The following is a 13,200-nucleotide window of genomic DNA, read 5'->3' as shown; positions in this document are numbered from 1 at the left end:
CGCTGCCTGCGCCGGGCGTGTCAGGCGTGGCCGTACCCTCCCCCTGGACCGGGGGCGTGAGGCCGCCCGCGGCGGCCGGCTCCGGACTGGAGTTTGCTATCATTTCGGTAGCTTCTTGCGCAGGTTCCGCCTGGGCTGGCGCCATTTTTTTCTTGAGAACCGGTTTTTTGACGGGTTTGGCCACGGGTGGGACGGGCGCTTCTGCCGCTGGCGGCAGCTCAATGCGGCGCGTCACAAAAGCAGCGCTGCGCGGCGAAGGCGGCGCCAGTTCCGCGCCAGGCGGCCTGGGCGAGATGCGCAACACCAGTGTGTGCGCGGCGAGCACCAGCCCGGCCAGCGCCAGCAGCGTGCCCCAGGGCGGCCTGGCGCTTGGGCCGGTGGCCGTCTGCGGAGCGGGTGGCGCCAGGCGGCTCATGCCTGAGGGCCTCCAGAACTATGGGAACGCAAGCGCATTGTCGGCTATGTTTTATAAAAGAGCGCGCCGTCAGGCGCGGCACAATCGGGTCTGTCATCTGGAGCGCGGCACCTTGTCCCGGCCCCAGCCATTTATTCAGGATATTGATGAAACTAGCCACTTACAAAGACGGCTCACGCGACGGCCAGCTCGTCGTGGTGTCGCGAGATCTTTCCACCGCCCATTATGCGACGGGCATTGCCGGCAAATTGCAGCAGGTGCTGGATGACTGGAACTTCATGGCACCGCAGCTGCAGGACCTGTACGACACGCTGAACAACGGCAAGGCACGCCAGGCTTTCCCGTTCGAGCCGTCCCGCTGCATGGCGCCGCTGCCGCGCGCCTACCAGTGGGCCGATGGCTCGGCCTACCTCAACCATGTGGAGCTGGTACGCAAGGCGCGCCATGCCGAGGTGCCGGACACCTTTTACGGCGACCCGCTGATGTACCAGGGCGGCAGCGACGACTTCATCGGACCCTGCGATGACGTGGTGGTGCCCAGCGAGGCCTTCGGCATCGACTTTGAAGCCGAGCTGGCGGTGATCACCGGCGACGTGGCCATGGGCGCCACACCGGCGCAGGCGCTGGAAGGCATACGCCTCCTGATGCTGGTCAACGATGTCTCGCTGCGCCACCTGATTCCCGGCGAACTGGACAAGGGCTTCGGCTTTTTCCAGAGCAAGCCGGCGACCGCCTTCAGCCCGGTGGCGGTCACGCTCGACGAGGTCGGCGATGCCTGGGACCAGGGCCGTTTGCACCTGACCTTGCAAAGCACCTGGAACGGCCGCAAGGTCGGCATGTGCGAAGCCGGTCCCGAGATGACCTTTCATTTCGGCCAGTTGATCGCACACATCTGCAAGACCCGCAACGCGCGCGCCGGCAGCATTGTGGGCTCGGGCACGGTCAGCAACAAGGACTGGAGCCATGGCTACAGCTGCATCGCCGAAAAGCGGGCGATTGAAACCATTGAGAACGGCAAGCCCAAAACCAACTTCATGAAGTTCGGCGACACCATACGCATAGAGGTCAAGGGCGGGGACGGGCAGTCGGTGTTCGGCGCCATCGACCAGAAAGTGGTCGAGGCGGCGTAGCGGCGCAGGGCCCGGCGGGCGGCCTGCCGCCAACGGGTTCAGGAGGCGCCGCCGATTTGCGCGACAAAAAGGCGTATGCCGCGCAGCAGCATCTCGACCGAAATGGCCACCAGGATCAGGCCCATCAGCCGCTCAAAGGCCATCATGACGCGGTCGCCCGCGATGCGCTGAATCCGCTCGGACAGCACCAGCACCACGGCGCAGACCGCCATCGTGACGCACAGCGCGGCGACCCACTCCAGGCGCCGCTCCGGCGCCTGCGACACCAGGAGCATCACCGTGGCCAGCGCCGACGGGCCCGCCAGCGCCGGGATGGCCAGCGGCACGATCAGCGGCTCGCCCTGCAGGACCGGTGCCGACTCGGGCTGTTCCGACGGAAAAATCATGCGCAGCGCGATCAGGAACATGACCACGGCGCCGGCAATCTGCAGCGAGAGGTCACTCAGGTTCATCAGGCGCAGGAAACCGTCGCCCACAAACATGAAGGCCAGCAGCAGCAAAAAGGCGATCATCACCTCGCGCAGGATGACCTGCATGCGCCGCTGGGGTGCCACGCCGCGCAGGGCGTTGACGAAAATCGGGATGTTGCCCAGCGGATCCGTGATCAGCAGCAGCAACACCGTGGCCGAGGCAAAGGTATAAGCCATGGGCGCGGGGCGTCAGGCGGCGTAAAGCGCGTCCAGCGACCGGAAGCCCTTGATCTCTATGGGATTGCCAAACGGGTCGCAAAAAAACATGGTCCACTGCTCGCCCGGCTGGCCCTCAAAGCGCACCTGCGGCGCCAGCACGAACTCGGTATGGGCCGCCTGCAGGCGCTGGGCCAGGGCCTGCCAGTCGGGCAGGGCCAGGACCAGTCCGAAATGCGGCATGGGCACCAGGGTGTCGCCCACATGGCCGGTGCGCTCCGTCTTGAAGGGCTCGCCCAGATGCAGCGAAATCTGGTGGCTGAAGAAATCAAAGTCGACCCAGGTGGCGGTGCTGCGGCCTTCGGCGCAGCCCAGCACGCCGCCATAAAACCGGCGCGCAACATCCAGGTCTCTGACATTGAAGGCAAGGTGAAACAGGCTTTTCATGCTGCAAGCTTAGCAGGCGCGGCGGGCCAGGAAGGGCGGCCATGCGGTGCAAGACCACCGGTCGCCCGAAGCGCCGCAAGCGCGGGCGTTCCTTGCTTGATTTTTGTATGCTATCGAATAAGTAGCAAATTACGCCCGTCATTCGGGCGCTACAGCAATTTTTGTCAATAGAGATGGCGGTGGCGCCTGTCCCGGACGGCCGGGTCGGTCTGGCCGCGCCGGACAGAAACCGGTTGACGTGCCGCGGCGGCGTTGCACAATCAGGACGCGTAGCGCGGCGCCAATGTCCTCATGGCCAGGCAGCCCATCCATTCAGATGCAATATTGCAATAACACGCCAGGAGACTTTCATGAGTGACGCAGACCCATCTTCATTTTCAGGTTTCGGCAAGCTGGTGCCGGGCTTCGACTTTTTGCAAAACCTGGCGAAGCAGGCGGCCGGCAGCGCGACGCACAACATACCGCAGTTGCCCAACCTCGGGAACTGGGTGGCGCCCACGCTCAATGTGGAGGAACTGGACAAGCGCATTGATGAGCTCAAGGCCGTCCAGTTCTGGCTGGACCAGAACGCCACCGCGCTCAAGGCCACCATCCAGGCGCTGGAGGTGCAGAAAATGACCCTGGCCACGCTCAAGGGCATGAACTTCAACATGGGTGACGTGGCCAACGCCTTCAAGCTCAAGGTCGCCGACAGCGTGGCCGGTGGCGTGCAGCGCGTGGCCGACAAGGCCAGGACGTTTTCGGGCCTGGAGGTTCCTGCCTCGAGTTTTGGATCCGGCCAGGCCGGCGCCGATACCGGCACCAAAGCCGCCGCTGCCAAATCAAAAACGCCCAAGGCCAAGGCCGTCGAGGCGCCGGCCAGCGCAGGCGTGGTGGACCCCATGCAATGGTGGGGCGCGCTGACCCAGCAGTTCCAGACCATTGCCGCGGACGCGATGAAGGACGCCGCCAAAAAAGCCGCCCTGGACAGCACCAAGAGCCTGGCCAAGGATGCCGTGAAAACCGCCACCGACATGGCGACGGGGCTGGCCAGGGGCATGGCCGAAACCGCCGGCAAAACCGTGGCCGGCGGCGCGCGTGCCGCCATGGGTTCGGCCCTGCGCAGCAGCCAGGCCTGGCCGACACCCGTGTCGGTAGCGGCGCCGGCCAAAACCCCGTTGCGGGCAGAACCCGCTGCCAAAACCAAAGCCAAAGCGCCGGCGCGCAAGACGGCCCGCAGCAGCACCCGCCAACCCACACGTTAATTTTTCACCGAACCCATGAAGCTTTTCCCCTACGGCCACGCCACCCATCCGCAATGGCAGATGGCGGCCGGCCTCGTGCTGGCGCAACTGCGCGCCCACCTCGCCTTGCCCGGCTATGCCCACGCACCGACGCTGGCGCTGCTCTACATCACTGACCACTACGCGGCGCATGCGCAGGAAATCCTGGACCACCTGAGTGCCGAGCTGCCCGATATCACCGACTGGAGCGGTACCGTGGGCGTGGGCGTTGCCTCCAACAACGTGGAATATTTTGACGAGCCGGCGCTGGCGGTGATGCTGTGCGAACTGCCGCATGACCTGTACCGCGTGTTTTCCGGTGTGTCGCCCCTGCCGCCGGCCAGGCCAGGAGGCTTCAAGGCGCACACCGCGCTGGTGCATGCCGACGCTGCCACGCCCGATGTGGCCGAGCTGATTGACGAGATGGCCCAGCGCACCGACAGCGGTTATGTCTTTGGCGGCCTGGCGTCGAGCCGCTCCAGCACCGTGCAGTTTGCGCTCAGCGGCCATGGCAATGTCAAGGGGCAGGGCGCGGCCGGCGGTGTCTTCAGCGGCGGCCTGAGCGGCGTGGCCTTTGCGCGCGATCCCTCCGGCGGCATGGGGCTGATGTCGCGGGTCACGCAAGGCTGCAGGCCGATCTCCGCCTATTACGAGATCACCGCCTGCGAAGGCAATGTGGTCATGGCGCTGGACGGCCGGCCCGCGCTGGATGTGTTGCTGGCCGACCTGGCGGTATCGCTGGACCAGCCGCGAGAGGCGCTGGCCAGGGTGCGCACCACGCTGGTGGGGCTGAGCCGCGACGCCGACCGCCCGAACGATGTCGTGAGACGGCGCGCCGGCCAGTTTGGCGCCGACGTCGTGGTGCGCCACCTGATCGGGCTGGACCCGGCGCGCAAGGGCGTGGCCATTGCCGATCTGCCGGCCCTGGGCATGAAGCTGGCTTTTTGTGAGCGCAACGCCGAGGCCGCGCGCGCCGACCTGGTCCGGGTCTGCGCCGAAATCCGTGAAGAGCTGGAGCCGCAGGAGCTCACGCTGGAAGTGGCCAATGCCCTGCGTGCCCCCGAAGCCGAATCGTCACCGCATCCGGCGCGCCGCATCGCCGGTGCGATTTATGTCAGTTGCTCCGGGCGGGGCGGGCCGCATTTCGGCGCGCCCAGTGCCGAGCTGCAGATTGTGCGGCGCGCCCTGGGGGATGTGCCGCTGGTGGGCTTTTTTGCCGGCGGTGAAATTGCGCGCCACCACCTGTATGGCTACACCGGCGTGCTGACGGTGTTTACCGCGACAGATGGCGGGTGAAACCGGCGCGCTGGCTTGGCCTATGGGCGCAAGCCGGCCAGCGCAAGATTTCCCCCGGGCTTCAGAATACCTGCGCCTCCGGCATCCCGGCCGGCTCGGGCCTCCTCACGCCTTGACCAAGTGCCTGCGAAACCGGCAGCAGCCCGCAGCGTCTGGGCCGGCAATCAGGGCAGAATCCGGCTCAGCATTCAACAAATGAGCAGATGACCGGCGACCCGGTCCCCCCAAGTTCACGGCATGGCAATGTCAAAAGAGGAGTCAGGCATGAGGGTTGAGAAAGCCGCACCGGTGGCAGCGGTGCCGATAGCGCCAACAGGGTCAACAGGGGTAATAACGCCACCCGAGCCGCAGGCGCGCCCGAATCAGTTCGCGCTCCTGAAGCAGCGCCGCTTCGCGCCCTTCTTCTGGACGCAGTTTTCCGGCGCGGCCAATGACAACCTGTTCAAGTTTGCGTTCACCGTGATGGTGACCTACCAGCTTGGCGTAGGCTGGCTGCCGCCTGCGCTGGCGGGGCTGGTGATAGGCGCCCTGTTCATCCTGCCGTTTTTGCTGTTCTCGGCGACGAGTGGCCAACTCACCGACAAGTTCGAAAAAACCCGCATCATCCGCTTTGTCAAGAACCTGGAAGTGCTGATCATGCTGGTGGCCGCTGTGGGCTTTCTGGGCCGCAGCGCCAATGTTCAGGCCGCCGTGCTGCTGGGCTGCACCTTTCTGATGGGGCTTCACTCCACGCTGTTCGGCCCGGTCAAGTTTGCCTATCTGCCGCAGGCCCTGAGCGAGCGCGAGCTGACCGGCGGCAACGGCATGGTGGAGATGGGCACCTTCGTGGCCATCCTGCTTGGCAACATCGTGGGCGGCCTCATGGTGGCGGTTCCCGGTGTGGGCGCGCATTATGTGGCGCTGTCCTGCGTGTTGCTGGCGCTGGCCGGCCGGGCGGTGGCGCAGTTCATTCCCCTGGCGCCTGCCACCGACCCCGGTCTCAGGATCAACTGGAACCCCGTCACCGAAACCTGGCGCAATCTCAGGCTGGCCCGCGACAACATGGTGGTGTTTCGTTCCATGCTGGGCATCAGCTGGATGTGGTTTTTCGGCGCGGTCTTCCTGAGCCAGTTCCCGAGCTTTGCCAAAGAGGTGCTGCATGGCAACGAGCAGGTGGCCTCCCTGCTGCTGGTGGTGTTCTCGATAGGTATCGGGACTGGATCGCTGCTGTGCGAGGTGCTGAGCCGACGCCATGTCGAGATCGGCCTGGTGCCGCTGGGCGCCATCGGCATGAGCGTGTTTGCGGTGGACCTTTACTTTGCCGTGCGCGGCCTGCCGGGCGCGGCGCTCATGGGCATGGCCGGCTTTATCGCCCAACATGCGCATTGGCGCGTGATGCTGGACCTGGCGCTGCTCAGCCTGTTTGCCGGGCTGTACAGCGTGCCCATGTATGCGCTGATCCAGCTGCGCAGCCGGCCCACGCACCGCGCCCGCATCATCGCCGCCAACAACATCCTCAATGCGCTGTTCATGATTGTCAGTGCAATCCTGGCCGGGGGCCTGCTGGGCGCCGGGTTCAGCATCCCGCAGATATTCCTGTTTGTCGGCCTGGCCAATGCCGTGGTGGCGTTCTACATCTTCATGCTGGTGCCCGAGTACCTGCTGCGCTTTGTGGCCCTGATCGCCTCGCGCTGCGTGTACCGTTTCCGGATCAGGGGGGACGAACACATTCCCCTGCAGGGCGCGGCGGTGCTGGTCTGCAACCATGTCAGTTTTGTCGACCCGGTGCTGCTCATGGCCGCCAGCCCGCGGCCGATTTACTTCTTGATGGACCACCGCATTTTCAAACTGCCGGTGCTGGGCTGGCTGTTCCGGCTGGCCAGAGCCATACCGATTGCGCCACGCTCGGAAGACCCGGCGGCTTACGAAGCGGCGTTCGAGGCGGCCGCCAAGGTGCTGCGCGATGGCGACTTGCTGGCCCTGTTCCCCGAGGGCGGCATCACCCGGGATGGCGAACTGCAGGCGTTCAAGGGCGGCATCATGAAAATTCTGGAAAACGCCGAGCGCGACGGCCTCAGCGTGCCGGTAGTGCCTTTGGCCCTGACCAATTTGTGGGGTTCGTTTTTCAGCCGCGTCGAGCAGGTCAAGGGCCGGAAGGTGGCCATGGTGCGGCCCTTCCGGCGCGGGGTGTTCAGCCGGGTGGGGCTGAATGCGGGGCCCGCCATCCCGGCGACGGAAGTCCAGCCGGAGCTCTTGCGGGTCCGGGTGGCTGCGCTGATGAAGACATGAGTTACGCTATACATTTGATAGCTATATGCGCCCGAAGGACGGCCGCTGCTGCCTGATTTGATGCGAAATTTGGAGCCGGGTTGCTGGGCCCGGCAGGCGCCGGCTTCCCTTCAAGCCACCTAGAAACGGAACTGCCCATGAGCAAAGCCTTGCGACTGTCCGAGAAATGGTTTCACCGCGGCCTGTGGCTGGTGGCGATGGTGTTCGCCAGCTTCCTGGTCGGCCTGGGCGGCACCGTGGTGAGCGACCTGCCCAAGGTTGAAAAGCGGCTTTCACTGGACGACTATATGGACGCCGCGGCCAGCGGCGCGCTGCGCAGTGCGATCAAAACCGCCGAGCGCGCCGGGCAGGACGCCGACACCGCGCTGGAGCAGGCGCAACTCAAGCGCAGGGCGGCCCAGGCCGATTCTGCCGCGGCCCGCGAGACCTTCAACAACTGGCTGTCGACGCGTCGTGCCACGCAGTTGGTTGACCAGGACCCGGAGCTGGTGTTGCGCACCAAGGCGCTGGATGCGCTGAAGGACAGGGAGCGCGCGGCCGGCGCGGCGGTGGAAGCCCAGCAACAGGCCGCGCTGGATGCCCGGCAGACGGTTGTGCGCGAACGCCGCAAACTGAATGAGCTGGAAGCGGCCGCGCAGCAGCAACTCCAGGCCGAGTACCGCCGCGTGGAATTGCGTGTCTTTTTGTACCGCCTGGCGCTGACCTTGCCGCTGCTGGTGATCGCCGGCTGGCTGTTTGTGAAAAAACGCAAGAGCACGTATTGGCCTTTTGTCTGGGGCTTCATCCTCTTTGCCGTGTTCGCATTCTTCGTCGAACTGGTGCCCTACCTGCCCAGCTACGGCGGCTATGTGCGCTATGTCGTGGGGATTGTGGTCACCGCGCTGGTCGGCCGGCAGGCCATCGTGTCCCTGAACCGCTACCTGGAAAAACAGAAACTGGCCGAGCAGCTGCCCGACGCGCAGCGCCGCGAAGAACTGAGCTACGACACGGCGCTGACGCGGCTGGCCAAAAGTGTGTGTCCGGGCTGTGAGCGGCCGGTGGACCTTAAAAACACCGCGATTGATTTTTGCCCGCACTGCGGCATTGGCCTGCACGACCATTGCGGCCGCTGCAGCACGCGCAAGAGCGCGTTCGCCAGGTTTTGCCATGCCTGCGGCACGGGCGCCGGACCGGCGGCCGCTGTCAGTCGGCCCTGATGTTGGCGCGTGCGGCCACCGCGCGCATTTGGGGCAGCTCTCTTTCGACACGGTCTTTCACGGCCTGGCCCGGGCCGTAGGCCGGTATCAGGCCCACGCTGTCTAGCTTTTTTCGCAGTTCGGGGTTGGCCATCACGCTCTCGAGCGTTTTCTCCAGCCTGGCCTGGACGGGGGCCGGGAGCCGGGCAGGCGCCAGCAGGGCGAACCAGGTTGACATCTCGAAGCCCGGGTAGCCGCTTTCCGCCACGGTGGGGACGGCCGGCAGCATCGATGACCGGTTGGCGGACAGCATCGCGATCGGTTTGATCTTGCCGGCCTTGATCAGCGGGGACGTGGCCACGACCGTGTCGACCGCGACCTGTACCTGGCCGCCCATCAGTGCCGTGAGGCTGGGGGCGCTGCCGTTGAAGGGCACATGCACCATGTCGACGCCGCTCGCCGATTTGAGCATCTCGCCGCCGAAGTGCACCGACGAGCCGGTACCGAAGGAGCCGTAGGAAAACTTTTGCGGCTCGGCCCTGGCCTTCGCAAGAATCTCCTTGAGCGTGGTGCCGGGCGTGTTGTTGTTGGCCACCAGGACCAGGCTCATGTCGGCCACCAGGCCGATGGGCGTGAAGCTGGCGACCGAATCGTAGCCCAGGTTGGAGCGCAATGCGGGGTTGAGCGTGAGCGTGGTGCTTGCACCCAGCAGCAGCGTGTAGCCATCGGGCGGTGCCTTGGCCACGGCCGATGCCGCCACGACGGTGGCTGCCCCGGGCCTGTTTTCCACGATCATGGTCTGCCCCAGCTTGTCACCCATGGCGGTGGCCAGCAACCGGGCCAGGATGTCGGTGGCGCCGCCCGGGGCAAAGGGCACGACCAGTCGGATGGGGTGGTCGGGGTAGGCCTGTGCGAGCGCGCCCGTGCAGAGGACGGAGGCACAGCCGGCGGCAAGACACGACATGATGAGAGAGCGGCGCAATGCCATGGTGGAGCTCCTGGTGGTGGGTAGGGTGAACAAAGGGCTGAACGGCGACTTGCGAAGGGCCGGGCTTTTTACCGCAGCAGCGGGCTGCGCACGCGGGCATGGCCGCTGGCCTGGTCGTAGGCATGGCCGATCTGCAGCACGGCCCAGTCGGCCTGCGCCGGACCGATGATCTGCAGCCCCGCGGGCAGGCCGGCCGCGCTGAAGCCGGCCGGCGCGCAGAGGGCCGGCAGGCCTGCCATGGTGGCCGGAACCACCACCTGCATCCAGCGGTGGTAAGTGTCCATCTCGCGGCCGGCTATGGACGCGGGCCAGTGCAGCTTGCCGTCGAAGGGGAAGGCCTGGGTGGCCGGCAGCACGAGGTAGTCAAAGGTGTCGAACAGTCCGCGCAACACCTGGTACCAGGCGGTGCGTTCGCGCGAGGCCTGGAAGATGTCCTGGCCGCTCAGCGCCAGGCCGCGCTCGATTTCCCAGACGGCCTCGGGCTTGAGCAGGGCGCGCCTGGCGGGGTCGGCGTACAGGCCGGCGTTGCCGCCTGCCACGGTAAAGCTGCGCAGGTTTATCCAGGCCTGCCACAGGCGTTCGAAGTCGAAGGCCGGCAGCACCGGCTCGACCTTGCAACCGATGGCCTCGAAGGCCGCGAGCGCCTGTTCGTTCAGCGCCAGCAGGCCGGGCTCCATGGGCAGGTGACCGCCCAGATCGCCCAGCCAGCCTATGCGCGTGCCGCGGAAATCGCGCTCCAGCGTGGAGGTGAAGGCGGCCGGGTCCTGCTGGCGGGTGAGAGGCAGGCGCGCGTCGAAGCCGGCCTGCACCGACAGCAGCAGCGCCAGGTCGGGAATGCTGCGCGCCATCGGGCCGGCCACGCTGAACTGCTGGAAGAACACCTCATCCGTGGGGCCGTGCGGCACGCAGCCGGGCGAGGTGCGCAGCCCGTAGATATTGTTGAAGGCGGCCGGCGTGCGCAGCGAACCCATCATGTCCGAACCGTCGGCCACCGGCAGCATGCGCAGCGCCACCGCCACGCCGGCACCGCCGCTGCTGCCACCGGCGGACTTGTCGGGCGCGAAGGCGTTGCCCGTGGTGCCGTAGACGCTGTTGTAGGTGTGTCCCCCCAGGCCGAATTCCGGCGAGTTGCTGCGGCCAATGAAGACCGCGCCGCCGCGGCGCATGCGTTCGAAGATCACGGCGTCGGTGGCCGAGACCTGGTCCTTGAAGATCGGCGAGCCCCTGGTGGTGACCAGGCCGGCGGCCGGCATGATGTCCTTGGGCGCCTGCGGAAAGCCGTGCAGCGGTCCCAGCCACTCGCCCCGGGCCAGCTGCGCATCAAGCTGCATCGCCTGGCACCGCAGCGCGTCCCGCTCCTGCAGGGCCACGAGGGCGTTGACCTGGGGGTTGAACCGGTCGACCTGGGCCAGAAACGCGTCCAGCGTTTCCACGCAGGACAGCTGCCGGCTGCGGATCGCCTGCGACAGGGCGACGGCATCGAGTTCGGTGATGCCGCCGGAGGGCGGGACGAGGAGCGTTCGAGCATTCATGGAGGCAAGGATAGGAGCCACAATGCCTTGCGACAATCACAATTTATGCAAGTTTCCATTGCGTTTTAATCAAACCAGAAAAAGGCCTCCCATGCAGTCCGTCCATTTGCAGGAAACCGCGGTGCGCTACTTCCTCGAGGTCGTGCGCAGCGGCTCGATCAGCGAGGCGGCGGTGCGGCTCTTTGTGTCCGGCTCGGCGGTGAGCCGGCAGATCGCCGGGCTGGAGTCGGTGCTCGGCGTCGCGCTGTTCGAGCGCCGTCCGCGCGGCATGGTGCCCAGCGCCGCCGGGGAACTGCTGGCGGCCTATGCCCGGCGGGCGACCCTGGAGGCTGACCGCGTGGTGTCGGACATCGAGGCCCTGCAGGGCCTGCGCAAGGGCAAGGTGCGCATCGCCAGTTCAGCGGGCTTCGTGCTCGAGTTCCTGCCCCAGGTGATGGTTGACTTCCAGCGGCGGTATCCGGGCATCCAGTTCCAGCTGCAGGTCGCCCGGCCCGCCGACGTGACCACGGCCATCCTCAACGGCGACGCCGACATCGGCCTGACCTACAGCCGCGCGGCCGAGCAGGGCATTTGCGTGGAGTACCGGCAGGAGGCGCCGGTCCTGGTGATCATGCGGCCGGACCACCCGCTGGCGAAATTCCGCGCGGTCACGCTGGCGCAGATGCAGCCTTACCCCCTGGCCCTGCCGGATCGCGAGAACACGGTGCGCCAGCTGTTCGACATCTGCTGCAGCCGGCGCCAGCTGGTGTTCGAGCCGGCGCTGGTCAGCGTCAGCTTTGAGGCGCTCACGAGTTTTGTGCTGCATGGGGGCGGGTTGTCGATTTCGGGCGAGGTGACGGTGCGGCACCGCATGCAGCGCGGCGAACTGCATGGCGCCATGATTCGCGATCGCGGCATGGACGGCCGTGTGATCGAGGTGCAGACCCTCACGGGCCGGACGCTGCCCGAGGGGGCGCGCACTTTTCTGGAGGTCCTGAAGCGGCAACTGCCGGCGCCTGCTGGGGATGGCCAGCTCCCGCGCGCCGGGGTGCAAGGCCGGCGTGGTGATCAGACCGGGCGGCCGAAGAAAGGGTAGCCGGGATCGTTGTAGCCGTGGCTGGACGCGTGGCCCGGCACCACCAGGTCATTGATGAAAGCCTCGTCGTCCTGGTCCAGTACCAGCTCCGTCGCCCCATAGACGTCTTCCAGATGCGCCAGCGTGCGCGGTCCGACGATGACCGAGCTGACCAATGGGTTGGCCAGTACCCAGGCGGCGGCGAACTGGCCGGGGACCAGGCCTTTCGCTTCGCAGCGGGCCTTGATTTTTTGGGCAATCACGAGCGACTCTTCACGGAACTCGGTTTCCAGAATGCGCTTGTCACCGCTGCCGGCACGGGTGCCTTCGGCGGGCGGCTGGCCCGGCGGGTATTTGCCCGTCAGCACGCCGCGCGCCAACGGGCTGTAGGGGACGACGCCCAGCCCGTAGTGGCCACAGGCCGGCAGGATTTCCACTTCCGGTCCGCGGTTGAGCAGGTTGTAATAGGGCTGGCATACCGCCGGTTGGGGCACGCCCAGCTCCTTGCACAGACGCACCACTTCGGCAATGCGCCAGCCGCGGAAGTTGGACAGGCCAAAACTACGGATCTTGCCCAGGCGGATCAGGTCGCCCAGCGCACGCACCGCTTCGTCCAGATTCTCTTCGTGGTAGTCGCGGTGCAGGTAAAGAATGTCGAGGTAGTCGGTCTGCAGCCGGGCCAGGATGGCGTCGGTTTGCTGGATCAGCCAGCGGCGCGAGTAGTGGCTCTCGTTGATGGCGTCGCTGACCGGGTTGCCCAGCTTGCTGGCCAGCACCCAGTGCTGGCGCTGGCCGCTGAGCAGTTTCCCGACATCCCGTTCGGATTGGCCCTGGTTGTACACATCGGCGGTGTCTATGAAGTTCAGGCCATGCTCGCGCGCCGAGGCCACGATGCGGGCCGCCTCGTCAAACGGCGTCTGCCGGCCAAACATCATGGTGCCCAGGCAGAGGGCTGAAACCTTCAGGTTGCTGTTGCCGAGACGGCGGTATTGCATCATCAACTCCTT

Annotated in this window: 11 protein-coding genes and 1 pseudogene; 6 read left to right on the top strand and 6 right to left on the bottom strand. The window is 66.1% G+C overall.

The window, feature by feature from the left end; all coding sequences use genetic code 11:
* Positions 1–415 (bottom strand): annotated as a pseudogene (locus PJE01S_RS21040) (DUF3108 domain-containing protein); the annotation flags it as partial.
* 146 nt (positions 416–561) lie between these two features.
* Here PJE01S_RS21040 and PJE01S_RS21035 point away from each other — a divergent pair.
* Positions 562–1,545, top strand: coding sequence for a fumarylacetoacetate hydrolase family protein (locus PJE01S_RS21035; protein WP_068835634.1), 984 nt, complete (start codon positions 562–564; stop codon positions 1,543–1,545).
* A 38-nt stretch (positions 1,546–1,583) separates the two neighbouring features.
* Here the strand turns inward: PJE01S_RS21035 and PJE01S_RS21030 are convergent, their stop codons facing one another.
* Positions 1,584–2,192: a MarC family protein gene (locus PJE01S_RS21030; RefSeq protein WP_068835632.1), complete on the bottom strand. Its 609-nt coding sequence runs from the start codon at positions 2,190–2,192 to the stop codon at positions 1,584–1,586.
* Between the two features lie 12 nt (positions 2,193–2,204).
* Positions 2,205–2,618 (bottom strand): VOC family protein, encoded by a 414-nt coding sequence (locus tag PJE01S_RS21025; protein ID WP_068835630.1) that lies wholly within the window; start codon positions 2,616–2,618, stop codon positions 2,205–2,207.
* 350 nt (positions 2,619–2,968) lie between these two features.
* Here PJE01S_RS21025 and PJE01S_RS21020 point away from each other — a divergent pair, with 350 nt between their 5' ends.
* From PJE01S_RS21020 to PJE01S_RS21005, 4 genes are all read left to right on the top strand, one after another.
* Positions 2,969–3,862 carry a PhaM family polyhydroxyalkanoate granule multifunctional regulatory protein gene (locus tag PJE01S_RS21020; protein WP_068835628.1) on the top strand — a complete coding sequence of 298 codons (894 nt, stop codon included), beginning with the start codon at positions 2,969–2,971 and terminating at the stop codon, positions 3,860–3,862.
* A gap of 15 nt (positions 3,863–3,877) precedes the next feature.
* Positions 3,878–5,176 carry an FIST signal transduction protein gene (locus PJE01S_RS21015; RefSeq protein WP_068835626.1) on the top strand — a complete coding sequence of 433 codons (1,299 nt, stop codon included), beginning with the start codon at positions 3,878–3,880 and terminating at the stop codon, positions 5,174–5,176.
* Between the two features lie 264 nt (positions 5,177–5,440).
* Complete coding sequence (locus tag PJE01S_RS21010; protein WP_084389680.1) at positions 5,441–7,444, top strand: MFS transporter; 2,004 nt, start codon at positions 5,441–5,443, stop codon at positions 7,442–7,444.
* A 137-nt stretch (positions 7,445–7,581) separates the two neighbouring features.
* Positions 7,582–8,640 carry a zinc ribbon domain-containing protein gene (locus PJE01S_RS21005; RefSeq protein WP_068835625.1) on the top strand — a complete coding sequence of 353 codons (1,059 nt, stop codon included), beginning with the start codon at positions 7,582–7,584 and terminating at the stop codon, positions 8,638–8,640.
* Here PJE01S_RS21005 and PJE01S_RS21000 read toward each other — a convergent pair.
* Complete coding sequence (locus PJE01S_RS21000) at positions 8,627–9,607, bottom strand: Bug family tripartite tricarboxylate transporter substrate binding protein (RefSeq protein WP_068835624.1); 981 nt, start codon at positions 9,605–9,607, stop codon at positions 8,627–8,629. The genes PJE01S_RS21005 and PJE01S_RS21000 overlap by 14 nt on opposite strands.
* Positions 9,608–9,675: 68 nt before the next feature.
* A complete protein-coding gene (locus PJE01S_RS20995) occupies positions 9,676–11,139 on the bottom strand; it encodes an amidase (protein WP_068835623.1) in 1,464 nt (487 codons plus the stop codon).
* Positions 11,140–11,230: 91 nt separating this feature from the next.
* On the opposite strand from PJE01S_RS20995, the gene PJE01S_RS20990 reads away from it, so the two are divergent.
* Positions 11,231–12,214 (top strand): LysR family transcriptional regulator, encoded by a 984-nt coding sequence (locus PJE01S_RS20990; RefSeq protein ID WP_084389679.1) that lies wholly within the window; start codon positions 11,231–11,233, stop codon positions 12,212–12,214.
* Here the strand turns inward: PJE01S_RS20990 and PJE01S_RS20985 are convergent.
* Positions 12,187–13,188, bottom strand: coding sequence for an aldo/keto reductase (locus PJE01S_RS20985; RefSeq protein WP_068835622.1), 1,002 nt, complete (start codon positions 13,186–13,188; stop codon positions 12,187–12,189). The two genes, PJE01S_RS20990 and PJE01S_RS20985, sit on opposite strands and share 28 nt — an antisense overlap.
* Positions 13,189–13,200 lie beyond the last annotated feature (12 nt).

Source organism: Polaromonas jejuensis NBRC 106434 (assembly GCF_001598235.1).
Lineage (GTDB): Bacteria > Pseudomonadota > Gammaproteobacteria > Burkholderiales > Burkholderiaceae_C > Polaromonas > Polaromonas jejuensis.
Note: the sequence above shows the minus strand (reverse complement) of the source record. Positions and strands in the feature narration are given on the sequence as shown.